The organism is Streptomyces coacervatus, assembly GCF_029223485.1.
GTDB classification, from domain to species: Bacteria; Actinomycetota; Actinomycetes; order Streptomycetales; family Streptomycetaceae; genus Streptomyces; species Streptomyces coacervatus.
The window spans coordinates 1-17,025 of sequence record NZ_JARHTP010000039.1 but is presented as its reverse complement, the minus strand read 5'-3'; the positions used below and the strand labels follow the sequence as shown (position 1 = coordinate 17,025).

At 71.5% G+C, this 17,025-nt stretch carries 14 protein-coding genes and 1 pseudogene; 6 read left to right on the top strand and 9 right to left on the bottom strand.

What is annotated here, in order from left to right; genetic code table 11:
- Window position 1 precedes the first annotated feature (1 nt).
- From P2Q00_RS49335 to P2Q00_RS49310, 6 genes are all read right to left on the bottom strand, one after another.
- Window positions 2–856 (bottom strand): TatD family hydrolase, encoded by an 855-nt coding sequence (locus tag P2Q00_RS49335; protein WP_275781608.1) that lies wholly within the window; start codon window positions 854–856, stop codon window positions 2–4.
- Entirely contained in the window at window positions 856–1,590 is a 735-nt protein-coding gene (locus P2Q00_RS49330; RefSeq protein WP_275781581.1) for an EboA domain-containing protein, read from the bottom strand. The genes P2Q00_RS49335 and P2Q00_RS49330 overlap by 1 nt, the downstream gene beginning before the upstream one ends.
- Window positions 1,591–1,685: 95 nt before the next feature.
- Window positions 1,686–2,540, bottom strand: coding sequence for a sugar phosphate isomerase/epimerase family protein (locus P2Q00_RS49325; RefSeq protein WP_275781580.1), 855 nt, complete (start codon window positions 2,538–2,540; stop codon window positions 1,686–1,688).
- Window positions 2,537–3,436: an SCO3242 family prenyltransferase gene (locus P2Q00_RS49320; RefSeq protein WP_275781579.1), complete on the bottom strand. Its 900-nt coding sequence runs from the start codon at window positions 3,434–3,436 to the stop codon at window positions 2,537–2,539. The genes P2Q00_RS49325 and P2Q00_RS49320 overlap by 4 nt, the downstream gene beginning before the upstream one ends.
- Before the next feature lie 102 nt (window positions 3,437–3,538).
- On the bottom strand, window positions 3,539–4,450 hold the full coding sequence (locus tag P2Q00_RS49315; RefSeq protein WP_275781578.1) for a YceI family protein: 912 nt from the start codon (window positions 4,448–4,450) through the stop codon (window positions 3,539–3,541).
- 54 nt (window positions 4,451–4,504) lie between these two features.
- Complete coding sequence (locus P2Q00_RS49310) at window positions 4,505–6,262, bottom strand: FAD-dependent oxidoreductase (RefSeq protein ID WP_275781577.1); 1,758 nt, start codon at window positions 6,260–6,262, stop codon at window positions 4,505–4,507.
- A gap of 150 nt (window positions 6,263–6,412) precedes the next feature.
- Between P2Q00_RS49310 and P2Q00_RS49305 the strand changes: the two genes are divergently transcribed.
- From P2Q00_RS49305 to P2Q00_RS51240, 3 genes are all read left to right on the top strand, one after another.
- Window positions 6,413–8,146, top strand: a complete 1,734-nt coding sequence (locus P2Q00_RS49305; RefSeq protein WP_275781576.1) for a helix-turn-helix domain-containing protein — start codon at window positions 6,413–6,415, stop codon at window positions 8,144–8,146.
- Between the two features lie 125 nt (window positions 8,147–8,271).
- Window positions 8,272–8,781 carry an FAD-dependent monooxygenase gene (locus P2Q00_RS51245; RefSeq protein WP_425579590.1) on the top strand — a complete coding sequence of 170 codons (510 nt, stop codon included), beginning with the start codon at window positions 8,272–8,274 and terminating at the stop codon, window positions 8,779–8,781.
- Between the two features lie 51 nt (window positions 8,782–8,832).
- Window positions 8,833–9,411 (top strand): FAD-dependent monooxygenase, encoded by a 579-nt coding sequence (locus tag P2Q00_RS51240; RefSeq protein ID WP_425579589.1) that lies wholly within the window; start codon window positions 8,833–8,835, stop codon window positions 9,409–9,411.
- A 437-nt stretch (window positions 9,412–9,848) separates the two neighbouring features.
- Here P2Q00_RS51240 and P2Q00_RS49295 read toward each other — a convergent pair whose 3' ends face one another.
- Together P2Q00_RS49295 and P2Q00_RS49290 are read right to left on the bottom strand one after the other, a co-directional pair.
- On the bottom strand, window positions 9,849–11,324 hold the full coding sequence (locus P2Q00_RS49295) for a glutamate-cysteine ligase family protein (protein WP_275781575.1): 1,476 nt from the start codon (window positions 11,322–11,324) through the stop codon (window positions 9,849–9,851).
- A 217-nt stretch (window positions 11,325–11,541) separates the two neighbouring features.
- Entirely contained in the window at window positions 11,542–12,336 is a 795-nt protein-coding gene (locus P2Q00_RS49290) for an SDR family NAD(P)-dependent oxidoreductase (protein WP_275781574.1), read from the bottom strand.
- Window positions 12,337–12,428: 92 nt separating this feature from the next.
- On the opposite strand from P2Q00_RS49290, the gene P2Q00_RS49285 reads away from it, so the two are divergent.
- From P2Q00_RS49285 to P2Q00_RS49275, 3 genes are all read left to right on the top strand, one after another.
- Complete coding sequence (locus P2Q00_RS49285; RefSeq protein WP_275781573.1) at window positions 12,429–12,884, top strand: MarR family winged helix-turn-helix transcriptional regulator; 456 nt, start codon at window positions 12,429–12,431, stop codon at window positions 12,882–12,884.
- A 7-nt stretch (window positions 12,885–12,891) separates the two neighbouring features.
- A complete protein-coding gene (locus tag P2Q00_RS49280) occupies window positions 12,892–13,866 on the top strand; it encodes an Lrp/AsnC family transcriptional regulator (RefSeq protein ID WP_275781572.1) in 975 nt (324 codons plus the stop codon).
- Window positions 13,867–14,010: 144 nt separating this feature from the next.
- Window positions 14,011–15,030: a LacI family DNA-binding transcriptional regulator gene (locus tag P2Q00_RS49275; protein WP_275781571.1), complete on the top strand. Its 1,020-nt coding sequence runs from the start codon at window positions 14,011–14,013 to the stop codon at window positions 15,028–15,030.
- Here P2Q00_RS49275 and P2Q00_RS49270 read toward each other — a convergent pair.
- Window positions 15,013–16,902, bottom strand: a pseudogene (locus P2Q00_RS49270) (glycosyl hydrolase); the annotation flags it as partial. The gene P2Q00_RS49275 and the pseudogene P2Q00_RS49270 sit on opposite strands and share 18 nt — an antisense overlap.
- Window positions 16,903–17,025 lie beyond the last annotated feature (123 nt).

Genomic DNA, 17,025 nt, shown 5'->3' with positions numbered 1-17,025 from the left:
TTCACTCCCCGCCGCGCTTGATCGAGTTGCCCTCGAAGAGGGCGGTGTCGTCCGCCTTGATGTCCTCCAGGTCCAGGCGTCCGCTCTGGCCGTAGAAGGCGACCGGGTTGCGCCACATGACCTGGTCGACGGTGTCGTCGTCGAAGCCGGCGGCGAGCATCGCGTTCGCGGTCTTCCGGGTCTTCAGGGGATCGCTACGGCCCCAGTCGGCGGCCGAGTTGACGAGTTTCCGCTCGGTGCCGTGCTCCTGGAGGATCCGCACCATGCGGTCCTCGCTCATCTTGGTGTCCGGGTAGATGGAGAAGCCCATCCAGCAGCCGCTGTCGGCGACCATGGCGACGGTGAGTTCGTTGAGGTGGTCGACGAGGACGCGCTCGGGCGGGATGCCGGACTCGCGGACCACGTCGAGGGTGCGGCGGGTGCCGACGGCCTTGTCCCGGTGCGGGGTGTGGACCAGCACCGGCAGGTCGTGCTCGACGGCGAGTTGGAGCTGGCGGGCCAGCGCCTCGTCCTCCTCCGGGGTCATGGAGTCGTAGCCGATCTCGCCGACGGCCACCACCCGGTCCTTGGCGAGGTAGCGCGGCAGGACGTCCAACACCCCTGTACAGCGTGGGTCGTTGGCCTCCTTCGGGTTGAGGGCGACGGTGCAGCGGTGCTGGATGCCGAACTGGGCGGCGCGGTAGGGCTCCCAGCCCAGCAGCGCGTCGAAGTAGTCGGTGAAGCTGTCCACCGAGGTGCGCGGCTGGCCGAGCCAGAACGACGGCTCCACCACCGCGCGGACGCCCGCCGCGTACATCGCCTCGTAGTCGTCGGTGGTGCGGGAGGTCATATGGATGTGGGGGTCGAAGATACGCATCATGCGGCTCCTGCGGGCGCGGTGGCGGAGTAGGCGGCGAGGGCCCGTACGGCTGCCTCGCGGCGGTCGGGCACGGGTGAGCCGGTTTCGGCGGGCAGCCCGGAGGCCTCCAGCGTGCCGGGGTGGGCGCGCAGGACCGGCCAGACGTCGGCGGGTACGGCACGGCCGGCGGCGACCCGCTCATGGGCGAAGTCGGCCAGCATGCGGGCGAGTTCACGGTCCGCCCGCTCCGCCAGGCCCGCGATCCGGTCCAGGGGGATGCCGCAGAAGACGCACTTCAGCACGGCGTGCCGGTAGCCGTCGTAGTCGAGGTGGCGGGCGGCGTACGGGCCGAGGGCCGCCTCGATCAGGTCCGTGTCGTTGCCCCGCAGCGCTGCGGTCACCAGCGGCAGTCCGAGGGCGCCGAACGAGGTGTCGGCGTCCTCCAGCAGGGCCAACGAGCGCAGCACCGCCCGCTGTTCGGCGGCGTCTCCGTACCGGTGGAGGGCGGTGATCTCCTCGGCGAGGGCTGCTCCGCGCAGCGGCAGGGCGGCCAGCAGCCGGGCGCGGGCGGCGTCGGCCACCGTCCAGCCGGCCACGAGCGGTCCACGACCGCAGCGCCTGGCGACCGCCGGGAAGACGCTGCGCACGGCGGCCGGGTCCTGGCCGACGCGGGCGACGGCATCCGTCAGCCAGCGCTGCGCTTCGGCGGTGAGCTGTCGGTCGAGGGCGGTTGGTGGGATGTGGGGGTCCACCGCGCATACCTCCTGTTTCGGATATGGGTACGGCAACGCTCTTACGGGGGTGGGTAGTTGATGCTGTACGACGCACTCGCCCTGACGGCTCGGCGTCAGACGGGCTCGGCGGCCTTCAGGAACTCCAGGGAGCGGTAGGCCACTTGGGGGGCGTTCAGGGAGGCGCCCTGGATCTCCACGGACACGGGCCCCCGGTAACCGGCGGCCTTCAGCGCGGCCAGCACGGGCGGGAAGTCGATCTCGCCCGCGCCGAGTTCGAGATGCTCGTGCACACCGCGCCGCATGTCCTCGATCTGCACGTTCACCAGATGCGGCGCCGTCAGGGCGATGCAGTCGAGCAGGGGCAGGTCGTCGACGCAGTGCGCGTGGCCGATGTCGAGCGTGATGCCGAACCCGTCGGGGTCGCCGAGCCGGTGGCGCAGGTCCAGCACGCGTTGCACGGTGTCGATGAACATGTACGGCTCGGGCTCGAACCCCAGGGCCACTCCGTGCTCGCGGGCGATGTCCAGGACCTCTTCGCATCCCGCGGTCAGCCGCTTGAAGGCCTCCTCCTCCGGCACTCCCTCGGGTGCCGGGCCGCTGCACAGGTGGACGGCCGGGGCGCCCAGGTCGGCGGCGATGCGCACGGCGCGCGCCAGGAGGTCGAGGCGCCGCTCGGCGCCGGAGGCGGACATCAGGGTGGGGAGGTGCTGGTGCCAGGGATCCAGCAGGTACGGCGCCCCGGTCTCCACCATGACCGCCAGGCCGAGGCGGTCCAACCGCCGTGCCAGATGGGCGACTTGCCGGGGCAGGTCGGCGGCGAACGGGTCGAGGTGGGCATGGTCGAGGGTGAGGCCGACGGAGTCGTAGCCCAGGTCGGCGAGCACGGTCAGTACGTCGTCGAGGCGGTGGTTGACGAAGCCGTTGGTGCCGAACCCGAACCGGAGCCGCTCGGCGGGTATCGGGGTCACGTCGGCGACACCTTCCGGGCGAGTCTGCGCGCCAGCGGATGCGCCGCGGCCAGCACCCCGGCGAGCCCCGCTCCCCCGCCGCCCGCGGTGAGCGCCGCCTGCAGGGGCATCAGCGACATGATCCCGGTGCCGACGGCATTGCGGACGTTCACAGCGGAGGGCTCACGCGCCGCGCGTGCCTGCGCGGTGCCGTACGAGGCGAGGTAGCCGAGCGCTCCGACGGCGGCGCCGATCCGGGCGGACGCGTTACGTCGTCGTACGCCGGGAAGTGCCGCGGCTGCCAAGGCGGTTGCGGTGGATCCCGCCAGAGTGGTGGCGGGCAGCGCACGCGTCGCACCCGACACCTCGTGGCGGCTCAGTGCCGTGACCGTGTAGGTATGCGCGCCGGTCAGCAGGGCGGCCGGCAGCGCGGACGCCCGGCGTCCCGGCTCCGCCCCGGCCAGGACGTTCAGCGCCCGTGCGCCCGCCATGGCGGCGGGACCGGCCGGAGTGGACTTGAGGCCCAGGTCGTACGCCCAGACCAACCCGGTGAGCGGAAGGGCAACGCCCAGCGCCTGCCGTCCGCCGGTCAGGGCGGCCAGGCCGAGGCCGGCCGCGGTGAGACCGCATGCGGTGGCCAGCGCGGTACGGCGGGCGACTCGCCCGGAGGGGACGGGGCGTTCGGGTCGCTCCACCGCGTCGACGGTCGCGTCCGCGTAGTCGTTGAGCGCCATTCCGGCCCAGTAGAGGGCGACGGACGATGCCATGGTGCCGAGGATGCGAGGCGGGGGCATCCCGGTGCTCGCGACGGCTCCCGCCAGGACGTCACCGGGCACGCTCAACGCGGCGGGCAGACGGACGAGTTGCGCCAGATCAGCCAGGCGGGGGGAGGAATTTCGGTCGTTCGGGCCGTGCATGATCGGACCCTACGCCCACTGCTTCAGTTTTGGACATCTTCTTACCCCCATCCCCGTGAAGAATTGGTGCGCAGGGTGTGTCGCATGACTCCGCTGAGTGAACTACTCGGGTGGTGTCGGTGTGTCATGCGTGCGGTACATCGCCTGGACATCCAGCTCCAGTTGGACCGTCGGTCCGACCACCGCGATCCCACGGGCAAGCATGGAACGCCAGTTGAGGGTGTAGTCCTCGCGGTGCAGCTCGGCCTTGGCGAGCGCGGCGCAGCGGAGTTCCTCGCCGTAGCCGCCGTTGACCATGCCGAGGTAGGTCGTGTCCAGTGACACCGAGCGACTGACGCCATGCATCGTCAGGCTGCCCAGCAGTGACCACTTGCGGCCGCCCCGGTAGGCGAAGCGGGTGCTCCTGAAGTCGATGTACGGAAAGCGGTCGACATCGAGGAAGTCGGCGGAACGCAGATGTGTGTCCCGGGTGTTGTTGCCCGTGGTGATGCTCGAAGCGTCGATGCGCACGTGGACCCGGGAGTCGGACACGTCCTGGGCGACCTGGATGCCGCCCTCGAAACGTTCGAAACGGCCGTGCACATGGGCCATGCCGACATGCTTGGCGATGAAGCGGATCGCCGTGTGCGGCGGATCGAAGAGCCAGGTGCCGGGGACCGGGAGCTCCGCCTGCCGGGCCGGCTGGAGCCATACGCGCTGCGACTCGACGCCGGCCTCGGCGACGACCTCGACCGTCTCCCGGTGGGGTTCCAGCCCCTCCGCCACGACCATCAGGCTGTAGCCGCCCGGCGGCAGGACCGCCATGAACAGGCCGTACGGGTCCGTGGTGCCGCGCGCCGAGACCTGGTGGCCGCGGAGTTCCGTCACCGTCACATCGGCGCCGCCGAGGGGCTGGTTCACCGGGTCGAGGACCTCGCGCACGAGGACGCCCGCGCCGGACGGGACCGGCAGCGTGAGCCCCGCGGGGCTCCCGGAGGCATTCTTCAGTCGCCGCCGGAGCAGTCCGAGGGGCATGTGGTTCACCTTTCAGTTCTGAACTGTCGCCGTCTCAGTTCCGGACAGTCGCCGTCAGGCGTGCCCGAGGATCCGCCGCACGGTCTGGCCCAGCAGCAGCTCGGCCTGCTCGCCGGACACGGCCGCCGTTGCGTGCCGGAACGCCACGTACCCGTCGGGCCGTACGAGCAGCGCTCCCCCGTCGGCCACCTCGCTCAGCCGCGCCCAGTCGCCGTACGGGTCCTCGTACTCCTGGCCGGGTCCGATGACGACGGTGGCGATCTCCAGGTCCTGGGCCTCGGCAGCGCGCACCCAGTCCGCCCCGCCGATGCCGGTGATCAGGGTGAAGCGGCCCCGGCCGACGGTGTCGAGCGTGGACAGGGTGCGGGTGCCCGAGGTGATCCAGGCGTGCGGGAGCTTGGCGCCGGGGCGGGAGGAGGGCTGGTGGTGCAGCTCGGGGTCGCGGTCGAAGCCGGGGTCGTCGGTGCCGTCGGGGACGATCGCTGCGGAGGTGTAGCGCTGGTTGAGGTCGACGCCGTGCGCGTTGAACTCGTACATCTTGAAGGCGATCGCCTCGCGCAGCTTCGCCCGCTGCTTCTGCGCCGCCTCCGAATCCTCCTTGCGGGCGGCGATGTTGGCCCACAGTTGCTCGGGGGTCTGCGGGGAGAGTCCGTCGAGCGCCTCGAAGATCGGGGCGGTCTCGCCGATGGACTTGTTGGCGCGGGTGACGATCTGCCTGCCGATCGGGGCGCGTTCGGCGGTGTAGGTGTCCAGGAGCTTCGGGGACGCGGTGCCGTCGAGGACGAGCTTGAGCTTCCAGGCCAGGTTGTAGGAGTCCTGGATCGAGGTGTTGGAGCCGAGGCCGTTGGACGGCGGATGGCGGTGCGTGGCGTCTCCGGCGCAGAAGACCCGGCCGTCGGAGTAGGTCTCGGCGTACATCTCGTTGACGGTCCAGGCCGAGGACGACCTGATGGTTACGGGGATGTCGTCGTCGCCGACCAGTTGGCGTACGACGGACTCGGCGTACTCGGTGGTCAGGTCGGGGGCGCCGGCGGTGACGTCGTAGCCCCAGACGATCAGCCACTCGTGCCAGGGCCGGACGCAGCGCACCAGGCCGGCCCCGATGCCTCCGACGGTGGCGCCGGGGGTGAGCACCCAGTAGAGGGTGGAGGGCCGGTGCGCGGTGTACTTGGACAAGTCCGCGTCGAAGACGATGTTGATGCTCCCGGCGACCCCCATCTGGCCGCCCATCGGCAGCCCGGCGTCCTCGGCGACCTGCGAGCGGCCGCCGTCCGCGCCGATCAGGTACTTGGCGCGGATGGTGTACTCGTCGCCGCGCAGCCGGTCCTCGACGGTCACCGTCACCCCGAAGTCGTCCTGGGCGAAGGACTTGTAGACCGTGCTGAAGCGCAGCTGCGTGCCGCGCGCCACGGCGGCATCGATGAGCACGGGCTCCATGAGGTGCTGAGGCATGTCGCACATGCGGGTGGGGCTGGCGAGTTCGTGCTCGGCCTGGACGAGCGGGTCGTTGCCCCAGGAGCGGACCCGGCCGAGCTCCTCGCCGGCGAGGCTGGTGCAGAAGGTGGTGTTGCCCATCAGGTGCTGCGGGGTCGCCCTGGCCACGACCTCCTGCTCCACGCCGAGGTCACGCAGTACCTCCATGGTGCGCTGGTTGGTGATGTGTGCCCGGGGTGTGTCGGCGAGGCTCGCGTAGCGGGTGACGACGATGTTCGGTACGCCGTAGGTGCTGAGGGCGAGCGCGGCGGAGGCGCCCGCGGGGCCGCTTCCGACGATCAGTACGTCGGTCACGACATCGGGCTCGACGGTGTGCACGGGAAACGCTCCAGGGAATGAGAACAGGCGCCGACTGTTCAAGATCATGTACGCGGAGCCGGGAACTCGGGTGTCTCAATACGAGACACTGCGCCGCACCACTACCGGTTTGTTGCGCGTTCAACCGCCCCCGATAGGGTGAACGGTGCCGTGACCACCGCCGAACACCCCGCCGTCCGCCCTGCCCTCGCTTCGCTGCGCAGGGCCCGCGAGTTGTTCCTACTGGGTCAGCAACTGCCGGACGGGGTGCCGGAGGACGTCGTCGCCGCCTGGAAGCGTGCCCGGTTCTTCGGCGTACGACACGACGTCCAGGACCCGGCGGCGGGCGCTCCTCGGCATTCTCTACGGGCGCCGGAGCCTCCCCTGCTCAATGCGGCCCGACCCGTTCTCGACCGGATCGCCCCCACGCTCGGCACCGGGCGGACCTCACTCGTTCTCACCGACGAGCGGCTGCGGGTGCTGTGGGCGAGCGGGCAGGGGCCGAGCGACCCCTGCCACGACCTCTCCGAGCAGGTCGTCGGCCACAACAGCGCGGCCCTCGCGCGGCACACCCACCGCCGCGCCGAGGTGCACGGCCCCGAGCACTTCCTCGACCTGTGGCAGGACGTCTCCGCGGTCAGCGTGCCGGTGCGGGCGCCGGAGACCGGGCGGCTGCTGGGCACGGTGACGGTGGCCTCCGGGCTGTGCGCCGGGTGCGGGCCGCATCCGGGGGCCCCGCTCGCCGAGGCCGCCGCTATCGCCGTCGAGGCGGAACTCCTTTCGCGGTCGCGGGCGGCGGAACGGGTGCTGCTGGACGCGTACTTGCGGGCCGTCGGAGAGCAGGCACACCCTGTCGTCGCCCTCGACGGCCGCAACCGGCTCGTCAGCGAGGCCGCGGCCCGGCTGCTGTCGCCGGAGGGGCTGGAGGCGCTGGAGCGGGGTGCGGGCGCCCTGCTTTCAGAAGGGGCCGGCTCCGGTGCGCCTTCGGCCTTGCGCCGCATCCGGCTCCCGGACGGCACGGGACGTACCGCGGTCCTCACCCCGGTGCCTCACCTGGGCGCGGTCGTCGGCGCGGTCGCCGTGCTCGACCCGGTGGGGCCCACGGTCGTGGCCTCGGCCGCGCGGACCGTGGTGGGGCCGGCCGGGCGATCGGTGCCGTGGCGGCATGCGGTCGGCCGTGCGGTGGAGCTGGCGGAATCCGCCGAGCCACTGCTGCTCATCGGGGAGCGCGGCACCGGCAAGACGTCGCTCGCCCGGGAACTGGCCGCGAACCCCTTGACCATGGACGTGGCGGAAGGTGAACTCCGCATCGACACCGCCGAGTTGGTGAACGGCCACCCGGTCCTCATCCGTCATGTCGAGCGTCTCGCGCCACCGGACACGGCGGCCCTCAACTCGCTGCTCGCAGCGCATCCAGGTGTGCCCCTGCTGGTCACCTACACCCCCGGAACCCCACCCGGCCCATGTCTCCAACGGCTCCTGGACACCCTCGCCGCACGCTCGGTCACCCTCCCCGCACTGCGCGAACGCCCTGACGACATCAGGGAGTTGCTCACCGCCCTGACACCTCGGCCGACGCCGGGACGGCCCCCGCTCACCTGGACACTGGATGCGCTGCGCGCTCTGGAGCGGCACCCGTGGCCCGGCAATGTAACCGAACTCGCCCACCTGGTACGGGCATTGGCCGAGCACCGTCGCACGACCGGCCCCGTCCGGCGCAGCGAGCTGCCGGACCCCGTGCGCGAGGGCCCCGCGCCCCGGCCCCTCAGTCCGATGGAGCACGCCGAGCGCGCCGCCATCCTGGAGGCCCTCCGCCGCCACGGCGGCAACAAGGCCCGCACGGCGGCGGCCCTGGGCATTGCCCGCGCCACGCTGTACCGGAAGCTGCGGGGCTATCGAGGCTGAACACCGGCAGCACTCGACTGGCCGGAAACACCTTGTACAGCGCCCGAGTTGTGTTCGTACCCTGTCCGCACCGGCCGTCGGGCGTGGACGCGATCCGCGAAGTGAGGCCGAAGTGAGGTCGTGCCATGAGAGCGATCGTCGTGGGGGCGGGCATCGGAGGACTCGCCGCGACGCTGAGCCTGCGCCGCGCCGGCCATGACGTCACGCTCGTCGAACAGACTCCGCGCTTCACCGAGGTCGGTGCCGGGATCCAGCTCGCGCCCAACGCCACCCGCGTCCTGCGCGGGCTGAACCTGCTCGACGCGGTCGCTGCACAGGCCGCCCGTCCCGCCGACCTGAGCTTCCGCGCCTGGTCCGACGGGGCGGAGATCTGCCGCTACGCCCTGGGGCGCGAGGTCGAGGACGAGTTCGGGGCGCCGTATCTGCAGGTCCACCGGGCCGATCTGCAACAGGCCCTGGCCGCAGCGGTGCCACCCGGGTCGGTACGCCTGAACACCGTCGTCGCGGGAATCGACCAGGACGAGGAGTCCGCGTACGTGACAACGGCGAGCGGCGAGCGCCTGTCCGCGGACCTGGTCGTGGCCGCGGACGGGATACGGTCGGCGGCCCGCCGGCAGCTCTTCGGCGCGGACTAGGCGGTCTTCTCGAAGACCGCCGCCTACCGGGCCCTGCTCCCGGCCGAGGAGGTGGCCGACCTGGACCTGCCGGACACCGGGATCTGGCTCGGACCGGGCCGGCACTTCGTGCACTACTGGGTGCGCCGCAGGGAACTCCTCAACGTCGTCGCCGTGTTCGGAACGGAGTCGGCGCAGGAGTCGTGGACCGCCCGGGCCGAGCCGGGAGAGCAACTGCGCGCGTTCGACGGCTGGGACCCCCGGGTCCTCGGCGTCCTGGAACGCACGGGGCAGGTGTTCCGCTGGGGCATCCACACCCGTACCCCGCTCGCCCGGTGGAACGTCGGACGGGTGACGCTGCTGGGCGACAGCGCCCACGCGATGGTGCCGTTCCAGGCCCAGGGCGCGGCCCAGGCGATCCTGGACGCGGCCGTGCTCGGCGCCTCTCTCACGGGGGGCGGCACCCGCCGACGTACCCGACCTCGCCACCCGAGTACATCGACACGCCACGCGCCCACCGGCACCGCCCGGCCCCGCAGCCCGTCCTCACCGAACACCCCTGCGCCACCCGCCGGACCGATTCACGGACCGCCGCCTGACCTGCGTACTTGGCCCTCCCAGCAGTGTGACCGTTGGAGTATGGACCCATGACTGAACAACTGCTCCACCATGTCGAGTTCGGCGCCGGCACGCCCGTCCTGCTGCTGCACGGCTACCCCATCAACCACCGGCTCCTTCTAAAGGGGGCCGCGTGGCCGAAGGGGAGTCGACCGCAGCGTCGCTGGTGGCGTTGCGCATGCGCGCCCTGTACGGCTGCGCACGAGGGGGTGCTGCGGCAGGACGATGCCGCCCTGCTGCCTGCGCCCGCCCCCACCCCGCAGCCGCACGCCGGTACCGCGGAACGGCTGGCGCTGCTGGAGCGGTTCATCGAGCTGGGGGCCGAGGCCGAACGCTCCGCCTTCTCGATCTCAACCGGACGGTGTGGGAAGGCCTGCCCGACGGCGAGAGCGTGCGGGACTACCTGGAGGACAACCGGCTGGCGTTCCTCGACGCGGCCCGCGCGGTCATGAACTGACCCGCCGGCAAGCTCAGTCCACCGGCCACGTATGCGCCGGCGCGTTCAGGTGCATGTAGTCCATGTACGTCGTGGTCATCTGCCGCAGTGCCTCCGCGCGGTCGGCGCCGGTCTTCTCCAGGTGGTGGACCATGTCCGCCTGCCACAGGGCGCCGTTGCGGGCGGTGACGCAGCGCTGTTCGATGATGCCCAGCAGGGGTTCGCGCCAGGCCGCGTCCAGGCCGGCCAGTTCGAGGCCCCGGTGGGCCAGCGGCAGCAGGCGCCGCAACACCAGTTCCGTGACGGGCACTTCGCCCACGCCGGGCCAGTACAGGCGAGCATCGATGCCGTCCTGGGCCGCGGTGTGCAGGTTCTCCTCGGCGACCGAGAAGGACATCCGTGTCCACACCGGGCGGTCCTCGTCGACGAGGGCGCGGGTGAGGCCGTAGTAGAAGGCGCCGTTGGCGATGATGTCGGCGACGGTGGGGCCGGCGGGCAGGACCCTGTTCTCGATGCGCAGATGCGGTCCGCTGTCGGTGACGGCGTAGACGGGGCGGTTCCAGCGGTAGATGGTGCCGTTGTGGAGGGTCAGTTCGCCCAGTTGCGGGACGCCGCCGCTGTCCAGCGTCTCCTGCGGGTCCTCTTCGTCGCACAGCGGCAGGAGTGCCGGGAAGTAACGCACGTTCTCCTCGAAGAGGTCGAAGACGCTGGTGATCCAACGCTCTCCGAACCACACCCGGGGGCGGACTCCCTGAGCCTTGATCTCCTGGGGGCGGGTGTCGGTGGCCTGTTCGAAGAGGGGGATGCGGGTCTCACGCCACAGTTCCTTCCCGAAGAGGAAGGGCGAGTTGGCCGCCAGGGCGGTCTGTACGCCCGCGACGGCCTGGGCCGCGTTCCAGTAGTCGGCGAACTCCTTCGGGGCGACCTGCAGATGGAACTGGGTGCTGGTGCAGGCGGCCTCGGGGGTGATGGCGTCGGCGTACATCGACAGGCGCTCCACACCGTCCACCCGGATCCGCAGGTCCTCGCCGCGTGCCGCGAAGATCTGCTCGTTGAGGAGCTTGTACCGCGGATCGCCGGACAGCGCCGACTCGCCCACGTCCGACTCCTCCAGCGTCGGCAGAATTCCGATCATGATCATGTGCGCGCCCACGGCCGCGGCGCGTTCCTCGGCGTGGTTGAGGGCGTCGCGGATCTCCTGCTCCCAGGCTCCGGGGCCGCCGGCCGTCAGCTGCCGGGGCGGGATGTTGATCTCCAGGTTGAAGCGGCCCAGCTCGCTCGACCAGGCGGGATCGGCGATCGCCTGGAGCACTTCGGTGTTCCGCATGGCGGGCCGCCCGTCGCCGTCCACCAGGTTGAGCTCGATCTCCAGCCCGACCTGGGGGCGCTCGCTCTCGAAGCCCGACTCGCGGAGCATCTGCGCCAGCACATCGAGGCAGGTGTGCATCTTGTCCCGGTACCGGCGGCGGTCCTCCCGCGTGAACACCAGGGCCGGCACGTCACGTCCCATGGTGCCCTCCCGAGTCCCCTCGGCGGATGCGTCTCGTCCCAGCGTCGCACTTCAGGCGGATCCCGGACAGTCAGCACGGTGCACCTGTTTATCGCCCACAGAACGTGCCCGTCGGTACGACGCAGGGTGAAGCCCGGGACGTCGCACTGGGCGGCGGCCGCCCGAGCGAGAAAGGCCAAGGCGCCGCCGTTCGAAAGACGCCGCCCGGTGCCCCTCCTCAGTTGGACTGGGTCCGGCCGTAACGGGCAGCAGGAGTCGGCCGATTGCCCCCTGCCAGGAGGGCGGTTTCGGCGGCCAGGAGGGCTTCGAGTGCGGCGGCGCGGTCCTCTAGGCCGGGGACGCAGACCGTCTCGCCCAGGCGCAGGCCGGCCAGCCCGGCCCGCGCCACGTCTTCGGGGGCCATGGCGAACGGGATGTTGCGCGCGGCTCCGCCGTTGAACTCCGTCGCCACCAGGCCCGGGCAGACCACCTGGGCGCGGACGCCGGTGCCGGCGAGTTCATGGGCGAGGGTCCGGGTGAAGGCCACCGTGGCTGCCTTCGCGGCCGCGTACAGGGTGCGGGACGGCAGGTGGGGATTGTCCTGTCCCGCGCTGAAGGCGAGCAGTGAGGCGACCGTGACGACGGTGCCGTGGCCGGCGGCCAGCATGCCGGGGAGGGCGGCGCGGGCGAGCTGGACGGGCGCGACGGCGTTGAGGCCGAGCAGACGGTTGATCTCGTCCGGGTCGACGTCGGCGAGCGGGGCGTAGCCGCCGACTCCGGCATTGCTGATGAGCAGGCGGACATCGCCGGCGGCCAGGCGCTTGGTCACCGCGCCGAGGCCTTCGGGCGTCCCTAGATCCGCGGACAGGACCTCCACGGCGGCGCCGGCCGTGCGGAGTTCGTCCGCGAGGTCCGAGAGGCGGTCGACCCGCCGGGCCACCAGCACGAGGTCGTGGTCGTCCGCGAGGAGGCGGGCGTATGCGGCCCCGATGCCGGACGAGGCACCGGTGATGAGAGCAAGAGTGCGAGACATGACCCCATGGTTGTTCACGTGATTGTCTAGTGTCAAGGTGCTTGATACTCACCAGGTGGTTGATGATTGTCCAGGTGTCGTACTCTCGCCGCGTGAGAAACGATGACGAGGGGCCGGTCGCAGCCGATGCCCTGTCGCGGGTGACCTGGGCGCTGCGGCGGGCGGAGTGGGCCGTGCAGGCGCGGAAGGAGCAGCGGCTGCGACCGCTGGGCATGGCGGCGGCGCAGTACTCCCTGCTGATCTCCGTCCATACCGATCCCGGCCTGACGGGCGCGGAGCTGGCCCGCCGTCTGAACGTCACGCCGCAGGCCGTGGCCTCCCAGGTGGCCCGCCTGGAGGAGCGGGGCCTGCTGGAGCGCCGGGCGCATCCGCGCCACCGCCACATTCAGGAGCTCCATCTCACCGATGCCGGCCGCGAGGCCCTGGGCCTGGCCGATGCCGTGATCGTGGACATCGAGGAGCGGATCGCCGAGGAGCTGGGGCCCGAGCAGGCCGCCCAGCTGACGGCGCTGCTCGATCAGGTGGCCGACGTGGTCCGGGAGGCGTGAGGGACGGGTGGACTCCCCCGCACTCGATCCCCTCGATCTGCAGGTGCTGCAGGCGCTGCAGCTCGACGGCCGCGCGCCGTTCAGCCGTATCGCCGCCGTCCTCGGAGTCTCCGACCAGACGGTGGCCCGGCGCTACCGCCGGCTGCACAACACCGCCCATGTGCGCGTACTCGGCATGACGGACGAGAACCGGCTCGGCCGGCAGACCTGGATCGTACGGCTGCGCTGCGTCCCGGACGTGGCGGAACAACTCGCGGATGCACTCGCCAAGCGCCCCGACACGCTCTACGTGTCCCTGATCTCCGGCGGCACAGAGGTCATGTGCGGCATGAAACCCCGCAGCCGCAAGGAGCGGGACGAGTTGCTCTTCGACCGGCTCCAACGCACCCGGCAGATCCTCACGGTGACCGCCCACTGCGTCCTGCATCCCTTCTACGGCGGCTCGCACGGCTGGCTCACCAAGTCGAATGCGCTCACTCCCGACCAGGAGTCCGCACTGCGTCCGCCGGCTCCGGAACCTCTCGACGGACCCGTCACCCTGGACGCGGGGGACGAGGCGCTCCTCGCGGTGCTCCGCCATGACGGCCGGGCGACCCTCACCGAGCTGCAGAAGGCCACCGGTCAGACGGAGTCCGCGGTCAAACGGCGACTCGAAGCCCTGCGCTCCGGCGGCGTCCTGTACTTCGACGTGCAGTACGACCACGAGCCCCTCGGCCAGGACGTCAGCGCCATGCTGTGGCTCACCGTGCTGCCCCGCGCGCTCGCCGATGTCGGCCGCAGCCTGGCCGCACACCCGGAGGTGCACTTCGCCTCCGCCACCACCGGCCAGGCCAACATCGTCGTCGCCGCCCGCTTCCGAAGCCCCGAGCAGCTGTACACCTATCTGAGCGAGAAGATCGGTGTCCTCGACGGCATCCAAGCGGTCGAGACGTCCCTCGTCCTGCGCCAGATCAAGCAGCTCACCTATGATCCGAACCGCTGACCGCAGCCGGGGGCCGGACGCCCGCTCTCTTTGAGGTACATGAGATCCGCGCATACCGGAAAACGTTTTAAGCCCGCCGCGTTACACTTGCGTCGCCTGTCAGGACCTTGTCGTGCCTGGCCGCACGGCAGTCACAGCGAGGGGGTGGACGCCATTCCGGTTCGCCCCGCCCGCATCCAGGACGTCGCTGCCGCCGCCGGGGTCTCGGTGTCGACGGTGTCGAACGTGCTCAACCGTCCCGAGCGCGTCAACGCCCGCACCGCCGAGCGGGTCCGTGACGCCGTCGCGGCGCTCGACTACGTCCCCCATCCGGGAGCCGCCGGGCTGCGGACGGGCCACTCGTCCTCGATCGGACTGGTGCTGCCGGACGTGACCAACTCCTTCTACGCGCGCATCGCCCGGGGCGCCGCCGGCGCGGCGTACGACCACGGTTATTCCCTTGTGCTCTGCGACAGCGGGGACGAACCCGAGCGCGAGCAGGGCTACTTCACCATGCTCGTCGAACAGCGCGCCGTCGGCGCCGTGGTCGTCCCGCTCAGCGCCGACCCCACCCGGCTCAACCGGCTGCGCGAACGCGGCATCCCGCTGGTCCTGGCGGACCGTGCGATGCCGGCCCAGGACGGCTGCTCCGTCTCCGTCGACGACATCGCCGGCGGCCGTATCGCCGTGCAGCACCTGCTGGACTGCGGGGCGCGCGACATCCTCGTGGTGAACGGGGAGCGGTCGATACGGCAGTGCGCCGACCGCTACCAGGGCGCCCGCCAGGCCGTGCGCACCCGGCGTGAGGCGCGGCTGGGCCAGGTGGTCGCCGAGGAGATGACGGTGGCGTACGGCATGGAGATCGCCCGTCGGCTCGACGACCTGCCCGACGGGGCCTTCTGCACCAACGACTTCCTCGCCGCCGGGCTGTGCCGCGGCCTGGCCGAGCGGGGCGTGAAGGTTCCCGAGGACGTGCAGGTCGTCGGCTACGGCGACCTCGACATCGCAAGCTTCGTGGGGACGACCCTGACGACGGTCCGCCAGCCGGTCGAGGATCTGGGCCGGGCGGCCGTGGAGATGCTGCTCGACGAGGTGGAGGCCCGCGCCGAACACGCCCATGAGGCAAGGGTGTTCGCGCCCGGGCTGGTGCTGCGGGACTCCACTCGGTCACTCGCCGGCGTCTGAGTCCGGCAACCGGAGCGTCACCGGCCCCAGCAGCCCCGACGAGAGCTGAGAGGGGAAGGCCCAGGCGGTCGGGGTGGCTTCGGCGAGATACGGGGCCAGGGTGTTGTGGACGGTCACCTCGATCCGTACGGTGCGCCCCGCGGCGCCGGGCAGCCCGAAACGGTACGGCGCGCAGAACGCCTCGCCGATCCGCTCCCCGTCGACGTGGACCGCGACGCTGCCGCGCACCCGGCCCAGGTCCAGCACCGGGTCGGGACCGGGCGGCACCTCCAGGTCACGTGCGTAGGTCACGCCTCCGCTCCAGCCGCCCAGCCCCAGCGACCGCCAGTCCCCCAGCGGCAGCGGCGCCGGCACGGTGCCGACGCGCACCGGCCCGCGCCAGGCGGAGCCGCCGCGCAGCACCGCCGTGGGGGCGGTGACGATCTCGATCTCCGTGGGTTCCCCGAGGGGTTGAGGCAGCGTCAGGTTCCGCCGGTCGAGGGGCTGTTCAGCAGCGTCCGCGATTCTCACCCGCGCGGGGAGCTCCAGCGGCAGGTCGAGCGACACGGTGCCCGGCGGCACGGTGAAGCGGAAGCGCTGGGCTCGCTCGCGGACGTCGTCGGTGGATCGCACGGGCAGGACCGCGACGCCCAGCACCGGTGCGCCGGTGAGCCACTCGGCGTCCGGCAACGGGTGCGGTCGTACGGCGGCGTGGCAGTGCTGCAACTCCCCCCGCCTGCCTGCGGATTCAGCCGTACGGCCATGCCACTCCCCCGTCTCGGCCTCCCAGCCCGCGCCGCTGACCAGCGCGGTCGCGTCCGACCCTGCGCAGGCCACCAAGTCGACGAACACCACGTCCCGCGCGAGGACGCTGTCGGCCACGACCTCAAGAACGTGATCGCCTGCCCCGAGGGCCAGTTCGTGGCGGAAGAACATCGGTACGGCGCCCCAGTCGGACTCGTAGTACTCGACCTTCTCCTGCCGCGCCACGATCGCGCCGTCGAGGAGCACGGTGACTCCTGCCGCGGCGCCCACGACGAGCACTGCCCGCGCGTCGTCGCAGGGAAGACGCAGTCGCCCCCGGTAGGTGACGCTGCCGTCCGGGCACACGCCCTCGGGCAGACACATGAACTGCGGGCGCTGCGCGAACCCGTCCGGACGGGACAGACAGAAGTAACTGCCCAGCGGGGCATGGGCTTTGGCCGAGATCTGGGACGGCCGGTCCTGGGCTTCTGACAGTTCGTATTCCAGGATGTTGTGCGGCTGTGCCACCTCCACCCGGGTGGTCACCAGATAGCCGCTGCCCGTGGGCACCTGCTCGCCGTTCCACCACACACGCTTGGCAGCCGCCGCACCCACGTGCAGATCGGCAGTTCCGCGGTGGTCGGTCTCGACGATCGCCCGGACCCGGGCGACGCTTCCGCTGCCGGGGACCGGGACCCGTACGAACTCCTCTGTCACAAGCCCCTTGTTGCCCAGCAATCCGTCCGGGTCCGGGATCCCGCGGCTCGACGAGTACAGCGAGACGGCCCAGTCCTCGTCCGGCGCGACGAGCGGCAGCTCTCCGGCCAGGACGCGTGCGGCGGACGCACGGTCCAGCGGGCCGGGGGCCTTCGCCGCGGGCACCGGGGGCAGGACGCGCACCCGGTTGCCGTACGTCGCCCGAGTCTGCTCCCAGTGTGCTTCGGGGGCGTCGGTCTCGGTCCACCGCATGGTCCAGATCTGCGGCTCGTCGACGGACGAGCCGGCGGGCAGCGCGAGGTCGCCCCAGGTGTTGTCCAGGGTGGGGACCAGGCGGCCCTCCCAGCCGGTCGAGATGTCGATCGTCCGGGCCGGATAGGGCGGTGCTGCTGCGGGCACGGTCTCGGGTGTGCCCTCGCGCCAGACGACTAGGTGTTCTGTCCACGGAGGTTGGTGACACAGGTCTCGGCTGAGGGATCTTGAATTGAGTGAGGGCCTTCTGGCCTGGTGTGGATTGCGACATCTGCACCGGCGACCAGAGAGGCCCTCTTGCCC